This is a genomic window from Aeromonas sp. 600479 (assembly GCF_049175515.1).
Classification (GTDB): Bacteria; Pseudomonadota; Gammaproteobacteria; order Enterobacterales; family Aeromonadaceae; genus Aeromonas; species Aeromonas veronii_A.
This window is the reverse complement of the sequence record NZ_JAAKVF010000011.1, coordinates 45,993-67,735: the sequence shown is the minus strand read 5'-3', so window position 1 is coordinate 67,735 and position 21,743 is coordinate 45,993. Positions and strand designations below refer to the sequence as shown.

The window sequence follows — 21,743 nt, the reverse complement described above, 5'->3', positions numbered from 1 at the left end:
TATGAAATTTGGCATCAAATCCGTTGCGGCTGCCCTGCTGGCTGGTCTGGTTCTGGCCGGTTGCGGTCAAAAAGAAGAGAGCAAGGTTCTGAAAGTGGGCGCTATTGCCGGCCCGGAGACCGAACTGGTTGAAGTGGCTGCCAAGGTAGCCAAAGAGAAATACGGTCTGACAGTCGAGGTGGTCAACTTCTCCGACTACGTCACCCCGAACGTGGCGCTGAACGATGGCAGCATCGACGTCAACGCTTTCCAGCACAAACCCTATCTGGATGCACAGGTACGTGATCGCGGCTTCAAGCTGGTGCCGGTTGGCAACACCTTCGTCTACCCGATCGCCGGTTACTCCAAGAAGATCAAGGCGCTGAGCGAGCTGCAAGATGGCGCCCAGATCGCGGTACCGAACGATCCAACCAACCTGGGCCGCTCCCTGATCCTGCTGGCCAAACAGGGTCTGATCACCCTGAAGGATGGCGCCGGTCTGGAAGCAACCGTGCTGGATATCGCCAGCAACCCGCGCAACTTCAAGATTGTCGAGCTGGAAGCAGCCCAGCTGCCCCGTTCGCTGGAAGATGTGGATCTGGCTATCATCAACAACACCTTCGCCGGCCAGATTGGTCTGACCCCGACTGAAAACGGCCTGTTTGTTGAAGACAAAGAGTCCCCCTACGTCAACCTGATCGTCGCCCGCGACAACAACAAGGATGACGAGAAGGTCAAACAGTTCGTACAAGCTTTCCAGACCGATGATGTCTACAAGAAAGGTCTCGAGCTGTTCAAAGGCGGCCTGGTAAAAGGTTGGTAATTGCTCACTCGGCAAAAAAGGCCACGCAATGCGTGGCCTTTTTTATTGGCGCCGCTATCATATCCGCGAGCACGGCAACACGAACATACTCATAACATGAAAAAATGGTATCTGGCCTACTGCAAGCCAAAAGAAGAGGCCCGCGCCCGCGCCCACCTCGATGCCCAGGGTATCGAATCCTATTACCCCATGGTGGAGATCGAGAAGCTGCGCCGGGGCAAGCGAGTTCCGGTACGGGAACCCATGTTCCCCAACTATCTGTTTATCTTTGTCGATTTGGAAGAGGTAACACCGGTCACCCTGAAATCGACCCGCGGCATCAGCCGGATCATCCACTTTGGCAGTGAATGGACCCCCATCAGCAGCAAGCTGGTCTATCAGCTGATGAGTCGCGATGACAGCGATGAGGCGAGAGCCAGCTACGCTAACCTGCCCTGCTCGGGCGACAAGGTGCTGATTGAAGAGGGGCCGCTTGCCGGCTTCGAAGCCATCTATATGGAGCCGGATGGAGAGAAACGGGCGATTTTGCTGGTCAGCCTGCTCAACCGGGAGACCACCAGCAGCTTCGACAACCACACCTTCAGGCGTCTGGACTAAACCCACGGGCCAGACGGCCCGGTGCATGGCAATAGCAATGGCGGGATACTCCCGCCATCTCACGCATCAAGATCAAAGCGGGCGATGACCGCCTTCAGCTTGCCGGTATCGCCAGCCAGTCTGGCTACGATCTCCTCCCCCTGCTGACTGCGCTGACAGGATTGCCGACTGAGCCCGGCAATGTCGTCGACCGTCCCGGATACCTCGGCGGCCACCCGCGACTGCTGCTCGGTTGCCACCGAAATGGCCTCCAGCTGGCCCGACAGCGACCGCACCAGCTGGTTCATGGCACTCAGGGTATCGGTCACCAATCCGACTGCATCCCGCCCTTGCTCTACCAACCGGGTGCCGCTGCTGACGGTGCTCACCGTCTGGCGAGTCTGCTGGGAGATGGCCACAATAGTCTGGCTGATCTCGGCGGTGGATTGATGGGTGCGGGTCGCCAGCTGGCGCACCTCGTCGGCCACCACCGCAAAACCGCGTCCCTGCTCACCTGCCCGCGCCGCCTCGATCGCCGCATTGAGGGCCAGCAAGTTGGTCTGCTCCGCTATCGTGGCGATCACCTCGGTGATCTGCCCAACTTGTTCGCTCTGATGTGCCAGCAGCCCCATGGCCTCGTTGGCCTGCCCAATCATGGCCGCAATCTGCTGCATGGCGTCGGTCATCCGCGCCAGCGCGGCCTCTCCCTGACGAGTCTGGTGTTGCACCTGCTGGGCGCCACCTGCCGCGGCGGCGATATGGCCGGCCACATCCCGGGCGCTGACCGACATCTGATCGATAGCCGCCGCCACCGCATCGACCCGCTGATCCTGCTCCGTCAGATCCGCCACTATGGCTCTGGTGGTGCTGCCCACATCGAGACAGGCCACCTCGACCTGCCCCACTGCCCCCTGCAACTCCCCGACCAGATGATGTAACTGGGCAGACATCCGGTTGATGGAACCAGTCAATTCTCCCAACTCATCCTGCCCCGTGATGGGCAGGGGATCGGCCGCCAGTCGGCCATCCGCAACCTGTCCTGCCCTGGTCACCAAGCTGGCAATGTCACGGGTCAGACGACGACTGAAGAGCCAGGCGACTACCATACCAAGCACAATGGCGCTGCCGGTAGCCAACAGCAGTGTCTGGTTGATGGCACTCCCGGCACGAGTCATTTGCGCCGAAATCTGATCCACCTCGGCACGGGTTTTCCCCACCTGCTGGACCAGCTGCTCGCTGAGGTTGGACTGCATCGGTTCGATGTCGGTGGCCATCAGGTAATTGGCCTGATCCCAATCCGGTGCCTGGCGCTTCTCGATCACCTGCTCAACCAGCTCGGAGAAGGGACTCGCCATCTCTTCAAACAGCTGCCAGAGGCCGCGCTGGGTCTCGGTAAAGAGCGCGGCTTGCTGTTTCACCTCAGCCACCCGCTGCTGATGGAACTGGTAGTAATCCTGATATTTGCTGCGGTATTCGGGATCGCCGGAGATGAGAAAATCCCGCAGGGCAGAGAGTGCGTTGGCGAGGCTGTTATAGGCATCCCCCACCTGTTTGAGCAGCATGCGGCGATCCCCTGTGAGCTGCTCCTGCGGGGTTGCGACCTCCTCATTGGCAAAGGATTGCAGCTGATCGAGCGCCGCCTCCGCCAGTGGCCCAGCCTCCTGCAGCATCAGGGTGTGAGCGGGCAGATTCTCTTCACTCTGGGCGATGGTCCACACTTTCTCCTGATGGCTTTTGAAGGTCTCGAGAGACTTGGCGAGCGCCTGACTGAACGTCTGATGGGCAATCGCCTGCCAGGCCGAGTCCCACTCCTGCTTGAGGCGAGAAGCCTGAACCGGATCCTTGCCGAGGATAAGATAGCCACGCAGGGCTGAAACAGTGGCAACCAGCGCCTTCTGACTCGCCTCATCCCGCTGCAGGGCGGGCAGCGCCTGCTCCAGCAGGGTGTGTTGGGCCTGATTGATCTGGGTCAGCCGGTAATAGACCAGCGTGGAGGAGAGCAGGATCAGCAGGTTGATAAAACCGAAGCTGAGCAGCAACTTGTTTGAAATTTTCATGAACATCCTTGTTCAAACGGAGGATCCAGCCAACAGAATCAGATAGATATCAGTGTAGGCAATCTATCCTGCCAAGTTCGATTCCATGTTTGCAACTCACTGCGTGGCATAGGTCTGGCAGAGAAGAACCCCTGGCAAACATCGCAACCCAGCGTTGCCAGCAACCGCCAGGTCTGCTCATCCTCCACCCCTTCAGCCACCGACTTGAGGCCCAACTTCCGTGCCAGCTCGATGCTGGACTCGATAATTGCCAGACGGGAGGGGTCTTCAAAACAGCGATCGACAAAGGATCTGTCCAGCTTCAATTCGGTAAAGGGCAGAAGCGCCAATTGCTGCATGGAGGAGTAGCCGGTACCGAAGTCATCAATGGAGAGACCAAAGCCGTGCATCCGCAGCCGGGTCAGCACCTCCAGCGACTTGCCCAGATCCTGCACAAAGGCGCTCTCGGTCACCTCCAGGGTGATAAGCTCGGGGTTGATACTCCAGCGTTGACACTGATTGATTAGGGAGTTGCACAGATCGCCCTCGATCAGCGAGGTGGTGGAGAGGTTCATCGACAGATTCAGTGAGAGCCCGGTCTCTTCCCACAAGTGGCCATCACTGAGAGATTTGCCGATGATCACCTCAGTCAACTGATCGATCAGGCCGTTGTGCTCCGCCAGCGGAATAAAGCGCCCCGGGGAGATTAGGCCATACTCCGGGTGCTGCCAACGGGCCAGCGCCTCCATTCCGACCCACTCGCCGGAGGCAAAGCTCACCTTGGGCTGATACCAGGGCAACAGTTGATCCTGCTCGAGCGCCCGACGCAACTCATCCAGCCCGATTCTGTGTCCCTCTTCCTCCCTGGCAGGCTCCTCCTGGGGTGACCAGGCATCGATCAGTTGCTTGAGCTGCTGCTGGGTAGATGGTTTCTCTATGCGGCCGAGCACCTGCAAGCCATAGGCAGCACTCATTCGCAACACGGCTTCCACCACATCGTCTTCAAGGGCACTAGAGAGAATTATCCCTCCCCGAAAACCGCCCAGTGACAGGCGGCGCAGCAGCGCCATGCCATCCATACCCGGCATCCGCAGATCGCAAAACAGGATATCAACGGCGTGTTGCTGGCTCAGTGCCAGCGCCTCGGCACCATCGGCCGCCTCCAGCAGATTCTGGAATCCCAGGCTGCGGACCTGGTGCAGCAGCGCCTTGCGCTGAAATCCATGGTCTTCCACGACCATAATGACTAACTCATGTTGTGCTTTTTTCATCGAGCCATAATCCAATGTCGTGGGCGATCGCCGTCATCAATAGCTGCACCTTGCCGGTGAGCTCCTCCAGTTCATCAAACTGTTTCAATCTGGCAGCCGACTCCAGCCTGGCTGCCTGGCTGGCCAGCTCCTGTAGTCCGACCATGCGGGCCGCGCCCTTGATCCGGTGGGCAGTCTCTACCAATGCACCGAAGTCGTGGCAAACCAAAGCGGCCTTCATATGAGCTCCATCCTGACGATTGGAGTCGAGATATTCCGCCGCCATCACCCGCGCCGTCGGCTCATCGCCAAACAGGGTCAACCAGCGTTCTGCCTGAACGGCCAGTCCGTCATCAATCGCCGCCCCCACAGCACTACCCGCGGTTACCGACTCGGCAAGCCAGTGTGCCAACAGCTGGCGCAGGGTATCCAGCGGGTAGGGCTTGAACAGCATATCGCTCATGCCCGCCTCCACCATACGAGCATGGGCCTCTTCCGAGGTATCTGCTGTTACCCCGATAATGGGCGCCGTCACCCCCGCAGCCCGCAGCGCCTTGGTCAGGGCATAGCCATCCATCACCGGCATGTGGCAATCGGTCAGTAATAAGGAGAATGACTGCCCCTGCCAGGCCCGCAACGCCTTCTCGCCATCCTCTACCACTTGGGCTTCGATCCCGAGGATCGCCAGTTGTCGTGCCAGCAGGGCACGATTGACCGGATGATCATCGGCCACCAGTACCCGTCCTCCCAGCTTGTCAGCCAGCGCAGGCAAGGCAGGAACAACCTGCTCTTGCAGCAACTCGAGGCAACTTTCCAGCAGCAGATCCGGATAGAGAGGGGAGAGCCCCAACCGCCACCACTGCTGACCGCCAACACGGCCACGCAGGGCCTCGTTCGGTGACGCAATTATTCCTCTCAATGCAACATGTTGTAACCAGCCCTGCCACTCACTGCCAAGAGCTTGCTCCAACCACTGCTGGTCAGCCAGCAGCAATCCTTCCAGTGAGCGGTTGAGCTGGCCGGCATCCAGATGCTTGAGCCTGGCCCCCAACCGCAGCATGGCCGACTCGAGATTGGCATCGGCGCTAAAAAACCACCATTCGGTGCCAGTCAGCGGGGGCGCATCCCATTGAGGATGGGCCAGCGGCACAGTAAAGCGGAAACGGGAGCCCTCTCCCGCCTTGCTGGTCAGGGTCAGTTCGCCGCCCATTTTGCGCACCAGCTGATCACAGATCGCCAGCCCCAGACCTGTTCCACCAAAGCGGCGGTTGATATCGGACTCAACCTGCTCAAACGGGGTAAATAACAATGCCTGTTTCTCTTCGGCAATCCCGATGCCGGTATCACGGATGCTGATGGCAAGATGCTCGCGCAGGTAGCTGACCCGGATAGAGACTGCCCCCTGCTCGGTAAACTTTACCGCATTGTTGAGCAGGTTGGAGATCACCTGGCCGACCCGAACCCCATCGATATCGGCCCAATCCGGCACATGCTGACCCCACTCCAGCGTCACGTTAAGCCCTTTGTTATGGGCAAGGGTGGCGTGACCACGAATCGCATCGCAGATCACCGTCTGCAACCGGCTGACCTGACAATGCAGTTGCAATTGACCTGCTTCGATCTTGGAAAAATCGAGAATATCGTTGACCAGATAGAGCAGGTTGTTAGTCGAGGTGACAACATTGCGCACCATGTAACGCTGATCGTCGTTGAGCTCGCTCATTTGCAGCAACTCAAGCATGCCATGCATACCGGAAATAGGGGTACGCAACTCGTGGCTCATGGTGGCCAGAAAGCGGCTACGTGCCTGCATCGCCTGCTCGGCATAGGCGCGCGCCTCGCGCAGTTCATGTTCCTGCTGTTTGAGGGCCGTGATGTCCTGAATAACGCCGTTGAGGATCAGAGCTTGCTGCTCCTGACGTACAAAATTGCCACGAACTTGCAGATAGCGATCTCCCTCAGGACGCTCCACCTTGACTTCCAGATCGAGGGGAGCCAGCGTCTCGGCATGATTGGCCACCTTGCTGACAAACTCCTGCAGCGCCTGTTCGGTAAAGCCAAATACCGCACCACCCGATTCAGCGTTAAATAAATCCTGATGAGATACCCCCAGGATTTCACTGGCCCCCTGAGAAGCGTAAAGAAAACGCCCCTTCCCCGGTCCCTGCCACAGATATTGATAGACGACGCCAGGCATGCTGTCGGTGATCTGTGTGAGGCGAGTTTCTGCCTGACGGGCACGCTCCTCCGCCGCCTTGATCCGGCTGACATCGGTCAGCACAGTCAACACCCCCAGCATATTGCCATCGGGGTCCCGGTAAGGGCGCTTGGCATAGATCACATGAAAAGGGGTACCATCAGCACGCAAGCTGTTGCCAGCCCCCTCCAGCTCCTGCCCGCTTTGCCACACCCGGCGATCTTCTTCAAGCACGCTCTCGCGCAAGTGCTCTGGAATGCCTTGCAGGTCGTCGAGCGCTTCACCATTACCATCAACGAGGAAGGCGTCCCGATAAGCCTTGTTGCAGAGAGTGATCCGCTGCCTGCTATCACGCAATGCCACCATGGTCGGTAACGAATTGAGCAGGGTCTGTACAAACAGCAATTGCTCGTTGAGTTTTCCCTCTGCGATTTTCCGTTGCGCAATCTGGCGACGCAAACTGCGGGCCCAGAGCATCACCAGCAGACCACAGACCAATAAGGCAACACCGCCTAACGCCAGCCACTTGTAGACCAGGCTGTAATCAGATTCGATATTTACCGAGACATTAAGCCAGCGACGTTCCAGCAGCTGCCACTCCTCATCCGTGATGGTCAGCAACAGCTTGTCCATGATCCGCCGCAGCTCGGGCTGCCTGATGTCAATGGCCATGCTGATGGGCACGGAAAACTCGGGAGAACTCAGCACCACCTGATACTTCTCGTTGAACCCCTTCATCGCCTGTTGCCCCAGATTGGTCATTGTCAGCAGCACATACTCGGCTTTTCCCGTGTCAAGCAGGGTGAGCAACTCGGTATCCTTGCCCACTTCGATGACTTTGCCACCGTGGGCCTGTATGAGGGAAGCCTCATAAGAACCGGTCACGCCACCGATCAAACGCCCTTTCAGCTCCGCTAGCGACTTCAGCGGGCGGGCGCCATGGCGAGCCACCACATAGCTATCGAACTTGAGATAGGAAGAGCTGAATGACGCAAATGTCTCGCGATCCCTGAGTGCTGTCATCAAGGGGATCAGGTCAACCTTGTGCTGTTTCAGCAGCGCCAGTGACTCTTGCCAGGTGCTGGTGGGTTCCAGTTCAAAGCGGATCCCCGAGCGCAGACTCAACAGTTTCATCAAATCAGCTGCATAGCCGTGCAACACCCCTTCGTCATCGATCTCGCTGATACCGGCAAACGATGGCGCAACGGCAAACCTGACCACCTTGTTCTTCTGCTTCAGCCAAGCCACCTCGTCAGGCTCCAGCAATAAACCCGCTTTGAAGCGATTGTCCTCCTGACTCAGCCTCAATCGGGAATCCGCCACAGGGATCCGCTGGTAAGCCTGCCAGATGCGATCTGTCAGCACCGGGTCATTGGCACTGGTGGCAATAGTTAATGCACTACCGGGAATCCAATCAGGAATCACAATCCCCATCGACTCTGGCAGCCGCTCCATCTCCATGGCAATGATCGGCCCCAGTGCCAGATAAGCATCGGCCGCCCCAAGTTTGACCATATAGGTAGCCTCATCACGACTCTCCAGCTCGGTCACATGGGGCATCTCCAGTCGTGCCAGCTCATTGCAACTGCCAAAACCGCGAATACAGACCCAGCGAAGCTTGCGTGCCTGCTCCAGGGTCAAATGTTGATCCGGGTGGCGCATCAAGATGGCGCGAGCGTAGGATCCCAGATACCCGATATGATTCATCCCCTCGAGCTCGAGAGCATCGAGCTCGACCCCGATCAAGGCATCAACCTGACGGCTGTTCAGCGCAGCATGGGCATCCACATAAGAGTTGTAGGAGACATAACGCAGAGAGACCCCCATTTCTGCCGCAATGCGCGAGGCCAGTTCCTTGAGTGGACCGGCATAGCGCTGATTGGGCAGTTCGTAGAGAAACGGGGGATAACCACCACGGGGCACCCCGACCACCAGCTCTTCATCAGCAGTCTGGTTGCCCGCCAGTGCCTTTCCCAATTGGGGAACAGCGGCAGCAGGGATGCCGGAAAACAGCAGCAACAGGGGAAGAAAAAGCTGACGAAAGAGTGACATGAAGTCTTGTCCTGATGAGTAAAACAGATCGGCCACCATCTCTAATTTTGCCGATCCTGACGGCACAAGGCGAGAAAACATACGCATCTGTCACAAATGGGGCAGAGAGGATAGTGCCGGGACAAAGAAAAGTGAATAAAAAATCAACCTGCAAACACAAAAATGGCAGGCATTCCGCCTGCCACGTCACCACGGGGAGAGCGTTTACCCTCCCCTGTGGATCAGGTTATTCGATTCCCGAGGCGGAAGCCGGTTTGATACTCCCGCTCGCGAACGAGGGAGATCTGACCCTGATATCCTTCCAGCCCGATATCCCTGAGCAGAGCGGGTGACAGATTAACCTGTACGAGACGACGCTCGACCCGGGCAATCCGTCTCTGGACCAGGGATTCAACACTGCGCAGTAAAACCAGTTCGATAGACATGACATTCTCCAGTAGAACATACGGTTCTCCCGGAGAAAGTGGATATCACCCTGCGGGACGAACCGCGGGTGATAAAAAGACAGGGGTTACCTGTTTACGCCACGCGGTAAAAGAGCACGAGATTTCACGCCGCACGCAGTGCCGCGAGAGAATGCAATATTGAGCATCAGATGTTGCATTTTCGTCTCCTTACCGGATAAAAGTTGAACAGGTTGCAGAAGTCTAAAAAATATCCGAATTTAAAACAAGCCTCTTGCGACTCCTTTTTAAACGTTTTTACGGCATTTTATGCTGCCCGAAAAGGAGCTTGGGGTATCAGATCCCCGAGAGCAGCCGGTACTCCTCCAGCACATAGGTATCTGTCATGCCGCTGACATAATCGAGCAGCAGCCGCACCCGGTAATACCACTCCTGCTCATGCAGGCAGGCAAAGCGTGGATCAGGGGTGGCGATCGCCAATCGATAGGCCTTGAGATGGCGGGCCGAAAGGCGGTGATAGAGGCGGCGCGCAAAGAACAGCGCCTGACTCCCCTCCCCGGCCAGCAGGCGAGCAAACTGTGGTGCTGGCAGCGCCAACAGACAGGAATAACTGGTCAGCACCCCGCGCAGCGCCGCATACCCTTCCAGTTCGAGCGCCTCTACTTCGGGTCGCATAAAGACCTGCTCGCGGGCCACCTGTTTGAGGATGTCGAGCACCCGCGCCGCCGGCGCCTGGCCGTGCAGCAGCGCTTGCGGATAGGATCCCTGCAAAATTGCCTGATGTTCGCTGACATAGCTCTGCGCCGCCAGCGCCACCAGATCCCGGGTCAGCTGCTGGCGAAAATGGGGGAAAAAGCCTCGACCACTGGCAAGCGCGTCACCCAGCAAGGTACCCATGTAGTCACTCTGGTCAGCTGCTCGCAGCGCCGCCAGTAATTCACCCTGAGTCAGGATCCGCCTATCCACCGCATCTTCCAGATCGGCGATGCAGTAGGAGATGTCGTCTGCCGCCTCCATGATGTAGACCAGCGGATGGCGACAGCCGGGGGCCAGCCCCAGACTCTGGCCGAGGGCGCGGTAGAGCGGCTGCTCGCTAAAGAAGATACCTCGTTTGCTGCTCCAGCCATGATGCTGGCCATAGCTCACCCCGGGCTGGGGCTGCTGCGGGTATTTGCAGAGTGCCGCCAGTTGTCCGAGCGTCAGGTTGAGCTCGTGCAGGCTGTGCACCAGCCGAAGACTCTGGGCGTTGCCATCAAACAGCTGCAGATCCTGACGTAATTCAGCCCACTGGGCCGAGGGGGGCTGCGCCAGCGCCTGCTGATAGAGGGGATCGAGCATCTCGCCGAGCCACTGGCTCATCACCTGCTCGCCAAAATGGCCAAACGGTGGGTTGCCCACGTCATGAAGCAGGCAGGACATCTCCACCAGATTGATAAAAGCGCCTTCACAGACCATACCTGCAGGCAAGGCAGCCAGAATGCGGCGACTGATCTGGCGGCCAGTCTCCTGTACCTCCAGCGAGTGGGTGAGGCGACTGCGCACCGAGGCCTTCACATCGAGTGGAAAGACCTGGGTCTTCTGCTGCAACCGGCGCACCGGTGCGGCCTGCACGATACGGGCGCGATCCTGCTCGGTCGCCTCCAGCAGCTCCTCATCCCCCCAGGAGTGGATGCGCGCGGGGGTAATCAAACGGCTATACATCTTGCAGCTCCTTGCCAGCAACTTCCCTCAGACTCAAGACAACCACCAGTCTCAAGACAACAACCAGCGCCGCAGACGGGCGATATCGCCGGGATATTCGCGGCGCAGCGTCTCAATCCAGTCTTCCACGTTTTCCCACCAGGCGGGATGATCCGGGCTCTGGATCAGCTGGGCCGTCTGCTGCAGTCGGCGCAGGCCGATGGAGCCTGCCGCCCCTTTTATCTTGTGGGCCTCCTCCACCACCCCCGCCTGATCCTTGGCAATCATGTTGGAGTCGAGCACCGCCATGTAGTCCGGCATCATCTTCTCGAACAGATCGACGCTGGAGAGCAGCACCGGCTTGCCCACTGTATCGGCATAATCAGTGAGGAAGGGGATATCCAGCAGGGCATCCTGATTGCCCGCATCCGCCTGCTCATCCGCCTCATCCTCGGCGAGATCGGCAAACAGGTGACCAATCACCTCCCGCACCGCTTTGGAGCCAAGTGGCTTGTTGATCACATCCTGCATGCCGTGATCCCGGTAGTACTGGCGATCACCGGTGGAGTTGGCGGTGAGCGCCACCATGGGCGGCAGGCTGTCGCCATAACGCGCCAGCAGCTTTTCAGCCACATCGAAACCGGTCATGTCCGGCAGCTGGATGTCGAGCAAAATGAGGTCAAAATCATCCGGATTGGCCATCGCCAGCGCCTGCGCACCATCACGTGCCACCTGCACCTGATGACCCAGCTTGTTGAGCAGGGCACACGCCACCGTCACGTTGAGCTCCACATCCTCCACCAGCAGGATATCGAGGGATGGCATCTCCTCCTCTTGCTCCGGCAACACAGGTTCGGCGCAAGCGACCTCCAGCTCGGCGGTGAAGCAGGAACCTTCGCCCGGATCGCTGTCCACATAGAGCTGCCCGCCCATCGCCTGCACCAGCTGACGGGAGACCGCAAGACCAATGCCGGTGCCGGTGGCGTGCTTCTTGCCCTGCACCTGATAGTACATGGCGAAGATTTTCTCCTGCTGGGCACGCGGGATACCGACACCGGTATCCTCCACCTCGAAGTGCAGGGCCAGCTTGCCGGGCTCGTCGGCTGGGTGAGAGAGGCAGCGCACGGTGACGCCGCCCTCATCGGTAAACTTGACCGCATTACCCACCAGATTCCACAGCACCTGACGCAGCCGGGTGCCGTCGGCCATCACAAATTGTGGCATCTCGCCATCACGATCGAAGTGCAAATAGAGCCCCTTCTGCTCAGCCTGGATGCGCGACAGGGTCTCAAGCTCATCGAGGAAGGCGGGCAGGTCGATACGGGTCGGTGCTATCTCGAGACGGCGTCGGTCGAGCTTGTCCAAGTCGATGATGTCATTGAATATATTGCCCAGGGTCACCGCACTCAGGTGAATGGTCTTGAGCTGTTGGCGCTGGGTCGGGTCGAGGGGGGTATCCATCAGCATCCGGCTCAACCCCACGATGCCGTTGAGCGGGGTCCGCAGCTCGTGGCTGATGGTGGAGATAAAGGTGGTCTTGTCGCGACTCGCCTTCTCCAGTTTGTCCTGATACTGCTTGCGCTCGGTGATGTCGCGACCAAAGCCGAGCAGACCGAGCCGCTTGCCGAAGCGATCGAAGAAGGGCACCTTGCGCAGCTCGAAGTAGGCCTTGCGGCCATCGGGATACTCCAGCCACTGCTCGTAGGTGAGCGGTTCGTTGCTGGCAAAGACCTGCTTGTCGGTCTCCACCACCTTGTTGGCAATCTCCTGCTTATAAACATCGAACGGGGTCAGACCGATCAGCTCGCTCTCCGCCTTACCAGTCAGCTCCTCCATAGCGCGGTTGCAGCCAGAGAACTGCTCATCCTCGTTGCGGTAGTAGACCAGATCCGGGGAACAGTCGATAAAAGAGCGCAGCAGAGCGGTACGCTCCCCCAGATGGAGCTGAGCTTTCTCCCGCTGGAACACCTCGTTTTCGAGATCTTCAATGGCCTGCAAACGCAGGCTCTCGGCCCGGTTGGTCTCGGCAATCTGGGCATTGAGGCGACTGATGTTCTCCTGCAACTGGCTGTTAAGCTCCAGATCCCGCTCACGCATATCTTGCAGCTTGCGCACCATCCGGCTCAGTCGCTGACGGGAATCCTCCAGCTGATCCACCACGATGGAGAGAAAATAGACCGCCCAGGGGGTCACCAACAGGCCAAAGAAGACCGAACGCACGAAGTCGATCACATCGATATTGCCGCGCAGAAACAGGGTTACCCCCATCTGGATGGCGACCGCCAGCACTATGATGCCGGCCGCCAGAAACATGCTGAATCGCACCAGTCCCAGCTTGGTCATCAGGTCGACGTAATATTGCGCCCAGGATTTAATCTGCTTCATCTTGTTATTTTCTCCCCGATATTCGCGAACAGAATACCAGCACAGAGAATTGAACTCTTCTTATCTCGCACAATTAATTAACGATTCGCCGTGTAAAATGAGTGAGTTAGGATATTTGATGAAATTCTGTCAGTTGCCATTAAGGGTGGCCCCCTATAATCATCCACCCGTCAATTTAAACACGTTTAATTCAGGAGTTATCTGATGCGCAACACCACCCTGCTTGGTCTGGGCCTGCTGGCTGCAAATAGTGCATATGCGGATTTGGGAACCATTCCCAACGAATCGGGCTGGTCTGGTTTCCTGCTTGGCGGAGTCAATGTCATCAATTACGAATCCAACTTTTACAGCGGTGATGACGAAAACCGTCGACTGGGCGGGCTGGGCAGTGCCGAGAGCAGTTCCGCCGTCGCCCCGCTGCTCAACGCTGATATCCGTTATACCTTTGCCGATACCCGCACCCAGGTCTTCCTCGGTAACCTGACCCAGGATGCCATCCGTTTCGACTTCACCCAGCAGCTCGGTATCCGCCAGGAGATGAGCGACAAGGGTATCGTGGCTGGCTCCGTGGTCTTCAATGCCATGCCAACCGAACAGTGGAGCGATCCTTTCGCCGTAGGCGTCGATCGCCAATCCACCGATATCAAGTCAAAAGGGGTTCGCTTCGCCTGGGACAACATCTGGGGTAGCAACTTCAATGGCAGCCTGACCACCCGCAACATCGAAGTCGATGAGGAACGCAGTGGCAGCCAGTATGGCGCCGACACAGCGGCCAAGCTGGATCGCAACGGCAAGATCCACGCCCTGGATTTCTCCTACAAATGGCAGCTGGCACCCGGCCAGGTGCTGGAACCGGCTTTCATTCACCGTCAGGCCGATCTGGACGGCAGCGCCCAGAGCTACAAGAGCAACGGCCTCCAGTTGACCTACGGCAAGCGGGCATCCCAATGGTCCTTCGTCAGCAACCTCTATCTGGGTCAGACCAAATATGATGAGGCCAACCCGATCTTTGGCCAAAATGCCGACTCCGACGAGTTTGCCCTGACCGGCACCTTCTTCTGGCACCGCCTGTTCGGTATCGCGCCGCTCTCGGCAACCTTTACCGCTGGCTATGCCAAATCCGATTCAGATATCGACTTCTACGACTCCGAATCCATGGTGTTCAATACCGGTCTGCTCTACAACTTCTAACCCGCCACCCACTGGAAAAGAACAAGGCCACCTGAGTGGCCTTGTTGCTATCTGCTTGTCGCCCGTCAGATCCCGAGGGAGTCGAGCAGATCATCGTGATCATTACTGGCAGGTGCAGCGGCTGCCGGTGCCGGTTTGGTCGCATCCTGTTTGGCCTGAGCGATCAGGGCATCAGGATCCAGCTCCTCATGCTCCATCCCCTCATTGTGGATGCGGATGAACTCGGTCTTGTCCATCGCCAGCTCCAGATAGAAGATGTTGTTGCGGGCGGTGAAGAAGGTCACGCGTCGGGACTCCGGACTGTCGAGATTGGTATCGACGCTCAGCATCACCTGCTTGTTGAGGGCCAGCATCTTGGGCTGGTTCTGGGTGATGTGAGTCTGCAGATCACGGCCCACCTTGACGGTAAAGCTGCCAACGATCTGGTTCATCAGCTCGCCCATCACGTTGCTCACCTCGTCAGAAGTATGGGAGATGGCAAGATCCTCCTTGGAGAGTCCCATGCTCAGCATGTAGCTCTCATAAAGCTCCATGGCGGCTGCGGCAGAGAAATTGATCACCACCAACCCCGAGAAGCCGCCATCGAACAGCACGAAACAACCGATATCCGGCTTGAGGCAGGTCTTGCTGATCCGCTGCACCATACCGGAAAAACGCACCTGACTCTGGGTGGCCGCACTCAATACATCCGTTACCGAATGACACAGACTCAGTAATACATCCTCTGTGGTCAATACGGCATCATCGTCGGCTCTTGTCACTATCATGGGACCTTCCTGCACATCGAAAATGGGATGATCTATACCATAACTCTAACAGATGGCGCGGCCCACAGACTGAAATAGCGACACAGCTCTCAGTTGACGCCGTTGTCAGTAGCCGCAGGGGTGAAACCACTCAGCTTGGCGAGCCGATCACGCCATCTGTCGGCCTGCTGCACCAGGAGGTCTAATTCATAAGGTACGGCTGGATGAGCCCCCCAGATGGGACCGGGCCAAGCGGGGTCTGTGGCGAAACGGGCAACATGGTGAATATGCAACTGCGGTACCAGATTACCCAGCGCCCCTATGTTGATCTTGTCCGGGCTGAGGGAGTGTTCCATCAGGGCTGCGATGGCACAAGACTCCTGCATCAGCTGCTGCTGCTGCTCCGGTGCCAGGTGATGGATCTCGCGCAAATTGACCACACGCGGCACCAGAATGAGCCAGGGGTACTGACTATCTTTGGCCAGCAGGACTCGACAAAGCGGCAGATCACCGAGCCACTGGGTATCTGCCTGCAGGCGTGAATGCAATTCAAACATGAAAACCTCGTTGAGTACGATGAACAGAGCGCCTGAAAAAAGGAGTGTCCACGTTACTGCAACGGGCAGAAAACTTAAAGCTGTGGCACGGCCCAACCGATAAAGCGCTTGCGCAGGGCCGGATCTGCCTTGAGGAACAGCTGCTGCAACTGCCCTTCCAGCTCGCTGGCTGCCACAACGGGTTGCCCCCCACCGGATAGCGTAGCTGTTGGTTGTGTAGTCACAGCAACGGCCGTCAGCGCCGCCTTGCCGCCGCTGCGGTTGTATTCAGCCAGTTTGCCGTTCCAATCCACCCCAAGCAGCATGCCGCTGGTCACCAGCACATCCTGCAGGATGGCAAGCGCGCGGCCATTCTCCTGCAGCGCTACCACAGGAGCCTTGGCATACGTCTGCATCCCCCGCTCGTCTCCCGGTACGCTGGCCGTCAGCTGCAAATGCTGATTGCTGCCCTGATAGCGCACCACCTGCGGCTCGGAGCGTACCTGCCGATCATTCTCGCTGCTGCTGCGACTGGGGATCACCCCCTCGAAGCGCACCAGCAGTTGCTGCTCGCCATCCGCCAGGGTGGCATGCTGCTCGTCTTGCAAGGTACCGTTGCTCACCGCGAGGATGCGGAAATTCTCCGGCACCTTCACTTCCACCATGGCCTGCACACTGCCGGCCCCCAACACTGCACAGAGCAGCACAAACCCGGTCAACCCTCTATTGTTCTTCATTCCCGCTGATCTTCCTGATGCCGATGATGGGCGCAGGGTAGCAGCCGAAGATGACAGAAAAATAACGCCGCTCAGAGCAGGTAGTGGGGTCGCTCGGCAAACCACTGGGCCAGCACCTGCTTGAACAGTCGGATCTTGCGCGGCACTCGCCGCTGCTGGGCATGCAGTACATGGAGCTGATGCAGCCCGCTCTGCCATTCGTCAAGCACGGTCACCAGCTCCCCTGCCGTCAGCTGCGATTCCACCAGCATCAGCGGGCACTTGGCATAGCCCATACCGGCGCGCGCCAATTGCAGCACTGTGCTGTAGTGGTTGGCTCGCACCTTGCCCTGCACCAGAATGTGGGCCTCTTCCCCCTCACGGATAAAGTGCCACTGCTCCCAAGCCGGATTGTGCCCCTGCAACATGCAGCTGCGCCCGCTCAGCTCATAGGGAGTGGCGGGACGCCCCTCGCGCGCCACCAGTGCGGGGCTCGCCACCACCACATCCTTGAGCCGCCCCAGCGGCAGGGCCACCAGATTGTCCGGCACCTCGCTCATGGCGCGCAGGGCGATGTCGTTCTCCCCCTGGCTCATGTCGACCATCTGGTTGGTGAAGTTGAGCTCCACCTCCACTCCCGGGCAAAGCGCGGCAAAGCTGGTCAGCAGCTCGCTCACCATACGATCGCCGGTACTGACCGGGCAGGTAAAACGCAGCCGACCGCCATCCTCTTCGGTCAGCGCCTGAATATCCTGCTCCGCTTGCCGCGCCAGCGCGAAGATCTCCCCCGCCTGCTGGTAGAGGGTCTTGCCCGCCTCGGTCAGGCTGAGGCGGCGGGTGGTACGCTGCAACAGTTGCGCATTGAGGGAAGTCTCCAGCGCGCTGACGTGGCGGCTCAACATCCCTTTGCTGACCCCCAGCGTATCGGCCGCAGCCGAGAAACTGCCGCGCAGCACCACCTCGTAAAAGCTGGCCAGATGGGCGATATCCATCATTAGCTCCAATATGGAAACAATGGGTTTATTTTACGCGCTTTTTCGCATTTTCTGTTGCGCTAGAATCGATACATCCCAACCAGGAGTGATGCAGATGAAAATTGTGATTGTGGGTGCCTCCGGCACCGTCGGCTCCGCGGTCAGTGAACTGCTTGCCAAAGATCATCAGGTGATCCGGGTCGGCCACAGTCGTGGCGATGCCACGGTCGACATGCGCGATCCCGCCTCCATCAAGGCGCTGTTTGCCCAGGTGGGCCAGTTTGATGCACTGGTTGTCGCCAGCGGCAGCGTGGCCTTCAACGGCCTGACCGAGATGACCGACGAACAGTGGCAGGTGGGACTGGAGAGCAAGCTGATGGGCCAGATCAACCTGACCCGCGCCGCCATCCCCTATCTGACTGACAAGGGTTCCATCACTTTGATCAGCGGTATTCTGAGCGAGGAGCCGATCAACTGGGGCGTGAGCGCCAGCACCGTCAATGGCGCCATCGATCACTTTGTGAAAGCGGCCGCCTGCGAGCTGCCAAGAGGCCTTCGCATCAACGTGGTGAGCCCTACCGTGCTGGAGGAGTCGATGGACAAATACGCCGACTTCTTCCCGGGGTTCGTGCCGGTGCCCGCCTCCAAGGTAGCGCAGGCTTACAAAAAGTCGGTGTTGGGCATCCAGACCGGTCAGGTGTTCAGAGTGAACGGCTGATCGCCGCCCGCTAACCGCCAGACCAGCAATAAAAACGGGCCCCGCAATGGGGCCCGTCTGTTTATTTGCATCTTTCCTTTGCTGCCAGCAAACGTTTGTTTGTTGGCGACAAAAAAAGAGAGCAACCCTTAGTCGATCAGACCGTACTGCTCGCGCAGCACCTCGATGATCTCCTGCTTGGGATTGGCAGAACGCGCCAGCTTGTGGCCGATGATCTTCTCGGCGATCCCGACATAGGTGTTGGAGATATCCATCATCACTTCGGTCGGCAGCTTGTTGTCGCGGGCAAGGGCAAAACGTTCCGGCATGCGGTTCTTGTTGAGCAGGATGTCCGGATCCGGGAAGTGGTTGAGCAGCCACTGACGGAAACCCTCTTTAGACTTCTCGACAATCTGGCCGTCGCGCAGGGCCGCGCCATCCCAGATACGGGAGCTGTCGGGAGTACCCACTTCGTCCATGTAGATCAGCTTCTCGTTGCCTGCCGCATCGTGGACGTAACCAAACTCGAACTTGGTATCGACGAAGATCTGATCCAGCCCAGCCAGCGCGTCGCTGATGACGTTGAAGCCCTCTTTGAGCAGCACTTCGTAACGGTCGATGTCAACCGGTTTGCTGAAGTTGAAGCCCTTGTAGTGGCGCTCGATATCGGCACGGGAAACGTTGACGTCATCGGCTTCCGGCACGCCGTCCAGCCCTTTCAGCACGCCCTTGGTGGAGGGCGTGATGAGGATCTCCGGCAGTTTCTGATCCTTTTTCAGCCCTTCCGGCAGGGTGATGCCGCAGAACTCGCGCTCGCCATCCTTGTAGGCACGCCACATGGAGCCGGTGATGTACTGGCGGGCAATCGCCTCGATCATCACCGGACGAGCTTTTTGCACGATCCAGACGAAGGGGTGCGGAATATCCAGAATGTGGCTGTCGGCCAGCCCCTTCTCCTTGAACAGCTTGAACCAGTGGCTGGAGATGGCATTGAGCGCAGCCCCTTTGCCCGGTACGCCGTTCAGGCCATCCACACCTTGCCAGATGCAATCGAAGGCCGAGATGCGATCGCTGATCACCATGAGGGCGAGGGGCGCATCGGCTGGCACATCATAGCCTTTCTCTTTTATGAGCCGGGCACTGTCTTCGGGGGTCAACCAGTAGACGCTGCGCACTTTGCCGGAATGGACAGGTTTATCGGTACGGATCGGTAAATCGTCATTCACCGCCAATACTTGATCTGCAAGACTCATGGCTAATAACACTTCCTGTTTGTGGGGGGGTAAACATCGCGAGTCCCTCACCTGCGCGCTCTGTTTGCAACGGCTGGCAAGGGGGCTCGCATCATCGAAAACCGCTCGGAATCCCCGCGTTTTCAGGGGGATTTTGATAACAAAACAGGGGCACAAGGCCCCTGTATTTATTCTGCTTTTGCTGCTGCCTGATCGGCCAGCCCCTTGGCGAACGCCTCGGACAGGCTGATATACATCTGGGAGATAACCCCGGACGATACCGGCTTCTTGTCCTTGTCGAACAGGGTGATGGAGGTCTTGCCTCCCGCCATTTCACCAAGCTGGAAGCGGTATTTCTCCTCCTCCAGTTTGAACGGCTCGCTCCCTTTCGCCTTCCAGAACTCGGCATCCGGCTCTTCGTACTCGACGTCGATCCAGCCCAGAGACTGCTGGGTATCCTTGATGGTGAAACCGTAAGCAGGCAGTACCTGATTAAGGCGACGCCACACCTGATCAAAGGAACCTTCGGCAATCCAGGCGCTCAGCTCGTTGTTGTCCAGACCCAGTTGCAGACCCATGCCATCGTTGGACTTGTGCTGCTCGCGGGCTTTCAGCTGGCTGTCGTAATAGAGAGAGAACTGGTTCAGCACTCGCGCGGCATAGCGCTGGGCATCGGCAGGGGTCAGCTTGTTGCTGGTCTCGCCGTCGATGGTCTCTTCGTGATCCAGTACCCGGACCGACATATTGACGGCGTGGCGCTGGGCATCGCTGCGCACGGTGAACTGGTAACGCTGACGGATTTTGAAGTCTTCGTCATCTTCGCCCCAGCCATCGAGGGCGACTGTGTTGTCAAACCAGCCGGTCTGCAATACGCCATCCTGCTGATCCAGCTTCTCGGTGGTGACCTTGTATTTGGCCAGGAAGTTCATCAGGAACGACCAGGTATCGCGCTCCACGCTCTGGCTGGTGCTCAGGGCATAGAAGGCAACGGTCGGTTCGGTTGCGCTCTGCACCACCTGGCTGCCCGGTACCACGGTCAGCAGCTGGGCTGGCGGGCGCACATCGACCTGGGCGCCTAGGGCACCTTCACGGCTGCTCTCGGGAAGCGGCGGGATGTCGTACTGGCTGTTGAAGGTGGGGGCACTCAATCCTGCGGGGATCAAGAACGCGCGGCCCTCGAGGCGGGCATCTTCATAACCGAAGTCGCGGTTGGCCATTTTGCGATCCTGGGGGGTGCTGCAACCGGCCAATACGGCCACAGTCGCAACGCTCAGCACCAGACGGGCTCTATTTCCCTTTCCATTAGATTTAAACACTCGCCATCAACTCCGCTGTGGTCAGTGCTCGCGCCATCAGCTGTTCGCCCTCGGGGGTGAGGTCAACCAGCGGCAGGCGCAAGGTGGCTGTTGCAATCAACCCCAGTTGGGCACAGGCCCATTTCACCGGGGTGGGGCTCGGTTCGCAGAACAGAGTCTTGTGCAACGGCATCAAGAGATTGTTGATGTCATGCGCCTGCCCGGCATCACCGGCCAGCGCAGCACGACACATGTCGGCCATCTGGGCCGCTGCAATATTGGTGGTGACCGAAATCACGCCATCGCCACCTTGCAGCATAAAATCACAACCAGTGGCATCGTCGCCACTGTAGAGAGCAAACTCCGGCCCGCACAGCTCGCGCAGCAGCGGGGTGCGGCTCAAATCGCCGGTTGCCTCTTTCAAACCGATAATGCCGGGAACCTTGGCCAGACGGGCCACGGTCTCCGGTTTGAGATCGCAACAGGTGCGACCGGGCACATTATAAAGAATTTGGGGCAGACCACTAGCCTCGGCGATCGCACAATAGTGGCGATAGAGACCTTCCTGAGTGGGCTTGTTGTAGTAAGGAGTCACCGAGAGACCCGCCACCACGCCGGTTTTGGCCAGTCGCTTTGCCAATTCAATGGCATGGGCAGTATTGTTGGAGCCGCAACCGGCGATGACGGGAATGCGTCCGGCGGCATACTCAACGGTCTTTTCAACGACGGCGATATGCTCCTGCTCGCTCAGGGTCACCGATTCCCCTGTGGTACCCACCGCAACAATGGCGCAGGTCCCGGCGCTGACATGATAGTCGACCAGTTTGGCCAGACTGGCCCAATCGACTTCACCTGAAGCCAGCATGGGGGTAACGAGCGCAACAATACTACCGCGTAACATGGACTTTTCTCCCGATTTTCAGGGGCGTAATGGTAAAGCTGACCCCTTTGAAAAACAAGGGAGAGAGGGGGCA

The 21,743-nt window shown here is 58.4% G+C and carries 17 protein-coding genes; 4 read left to right on the top strand and 13 right to left on the bottom strand.

The annotated features are described in order from the left end of the window. Nucleotide 1: 1 nt before the first annotated feature. Complete coding sequence (gene metQ, locus G5149_RS12775) at nt 2-802, top strand: methionine ABC transporter substrate-binding lipoprotein MetQ (RefSeq protein ID WP_005339072.1); 801 nt, start codon at nt 2-4, stop codon at nt 800-802. Between the two features lie 96 nt (nt 803-898). Beyond that, complete coding sequence (gene rfaH / locus G5149_RS12770) at nt 899-1,399, top strand: transcription/translation regulatory transformer protein RfaH (protein WP_058057235.1); 501 nt, start codon at nt 899-901, stop codon at nt 1,397-1,399. Between the two features lie 59 nt (nt 1,400-1,458). Here the strand turns inward: rfaH and G5149_RS12765 are convergent, their stop codons facing one another. From G5149_RS12765 to arcB, 6 genes are all read right to left on the bottom strand, one after another. Then, nucleotides 1,459-3,435: a HAMP domain-containing methyl-accepting chemotaxis protein gene (locus G5149_RS12765; RefSeq protein ID WP_216980172.1), complete on the bottom strand. Its 1,977-nt coding sequence runs from the start codon at nt 3,433-3,435 to the stop codon at nt 1,459-1,461. A 38-nt stretch (nt 3,436-3,473) separates the two neighbouring features. Beyond that, nucleotides 3,474-4,685, bottom strand: a complete 1,212-nt coding sequence (locus G5149_RS12760) for an EAL domain-containing response regulator (RefSeq protein ID WP_337073354.1) — start codon at nt 4,683-4,685, stop codon at nt 3,474-3,476. Continuing rightward, complete coding sequence (locus G5149_RS12755; RefSeq protein WP_216980170.1) at nt 4,666-8,913, bottom strand: ATP-binding protein; 4,248 nt, start codon at nt 8,911-8,913, stop codon at nt 4,666-4,668. Before G5149_RS12755 ends, G5149_RS12760 begins: the two co-directional genes overlap by 20 nt. Nucleotides 8,914-9,134: 221 nt before the next feature. Continuing rightward, the gene (locus tag G5149_RS12750) at nt 9,135-9,338 is read right to left on the bottom strand and encodes a hypothetical protein (protein WP_042059910.1); all 204 of its coding nucleotides are present in this window, start codon (nt 9,336-9,338) and stop codon (nt 9,135-9,137) included. 315 nt (nt 9,339-9,653) lie between these two features. Continuing rightward, nucleotides 9,654-11,018, bottom strand: coding sequence for a dGTPase (dgt, locus tag G5149_RS12745; RefSeq protein WP_216980169.1), 1,365 nt, complete (start codon nt 11,016-11,018; stop codon nt 9,654-9,656). 51 nt (nt 11,019-11,069) lie between these two features. Further along, the gene (gene arcB, locus G5149_RS12740) at nt 11,070-13,382 is read right to left on the bottom strand and encodes an aerobic respiration two-component sensor histidine kinase ArcB (RefSeq protein WP_216980168.1); all 2,313 of its coding nucleotides are present in this window, start codon (nt 13,380-13,382) and stop codon (nt 11,070-11,072) included. Between the two features lie 204 nt (nt 13,383-13,586). Between arcB and G5149_RS12735 the strand changes: the two genes are divergently transcribed. Further along, on the top strand, nt 13,587-14,573 hold the full coding sequence (locus G5149_RS12735; RefSeq protein WP_421212541.1) for a DUF2860 family protein: 987 nt from the start codon (nt 13,587-13,589) through the stop codon (nt 14,571-14,573). 65 nt (nt 14,574-14,638) lie between these two features. Here G5149_RS12735 and G5149_RS12730 read toward each other — a convergent pair whose 3' ends face one another. The 4 genes from G5149_RS12730 to G5149_RS12715 form a co-directional block, all read right to left on the bottom strand. Then, nucleotides 14,639-15,340 (bottom strand): DUF3334 family protein, encoded by a 702-nt coding sequence (locus tag G5149_RS12730; RefSeq protein ID WP_216980166.1) that lies wholly within the window; start codon nt 15,338-15,340, stop codon nt 14,639-14,641. Nucleotides 15,341-15,429: 89 nt separating this feature from the next. Next, a complete protein-coding gene (locus tag G5149_RS12725; RefSeq protein ID WP_421212540.1) occupies nt 15,430-15,876 on the bottom strand; it encodes an HIT domain-containing protein in 447 nt (148 codons plus the stop codon). 74 nt (nt 15,877-15,950) lie between these two features. After that, nucleotides 15,951-16,592, bottom strand: coding sequence for a DUF2057 domain-containing protein (locus G5149_RS12720; RefSeq protein WP_421212539.1), 642 nt, complete (start codon nt 16,590-16,592; stop codon nt 15,951-15,953). Between the two features lie 71 nt (nt 16,593-16,663). Further along, the gene (locus tag G5149_RS12715; RefSeq protein ID WP_421212608.1) at nt 16,664-17,563 is read right to left on the bottom strand and encodes a LysR family transcriptional regulator; all 900 of its coding nucleotides are present in this window, start codon (nt 17,561-17,563) and stop codon (nt 16,664-16,666) included. 97 nt (nt 17,564-17,660) lie between these two features. Here G5149_RS12715 and G5149_RS12710 point away from each other — a divergent pair, with 97 nt between their 5' ends. Beyond that, entirely contained in the window at nt 17,661-18,263 is a 603-nt protein-coding gene (locus G5149_RS12710; RefSeq protein ID WP_421212538.1) for a short chain dehydrogenase, read from the top strand. 128 nt (nt 18,264-18,391) lie between these two features. On the opposite strand, the gene G5149_RS12705 is transcribed toward G5149_RS12710, so the two are convergent. From G5149_RS12705 to dapA, 3 genes are all read right to left on the bottom strand, one after another. Continuing rightward, nucleotides 18,392-19,495, bottom strand: a complete 1,104-nt coding sequence (locus tag G5149_RS12705) for a phosphoribosylaminoimidazolesuccinocarboxamide synthase (protein WP_421212537.1) — start codon at nt 19,493-19,495, stop codon at nt 18,392-18,394. Between the two features lie 167 nt (nt 19,496-19,662). After that, nucleotides 19,663-20,790: an outer membrane protein assembly factor BamC gene (gene bamC, locus G5149_RS12700; protein ID WP_421212536.1), complete on the bottom strand. Its 1,128-nt coding sequence runs from the start codon at nt 20,788-20,790 to the stop codon at nt 19,663-19,665. Then, nucleotides 20,783-21,670 (bottom strand): 4-hydroxy-tetrahydrodipicolinate synthase, encoded by an 888-nt coding sequence (gene dapA, locus G5149_RS12695; RefSeq protein ID WP_139410839.1) that lies wholly within the window; start codon nt 21,668-21,670, stop codon nt 20,783-20,785. The genes bamC and dapA overlap by 8 nt, the downstream gene beginning before the upstream one ends. Between the last annotated feature and the right edge of the window lie 73 nt (nt 21,671-21,743).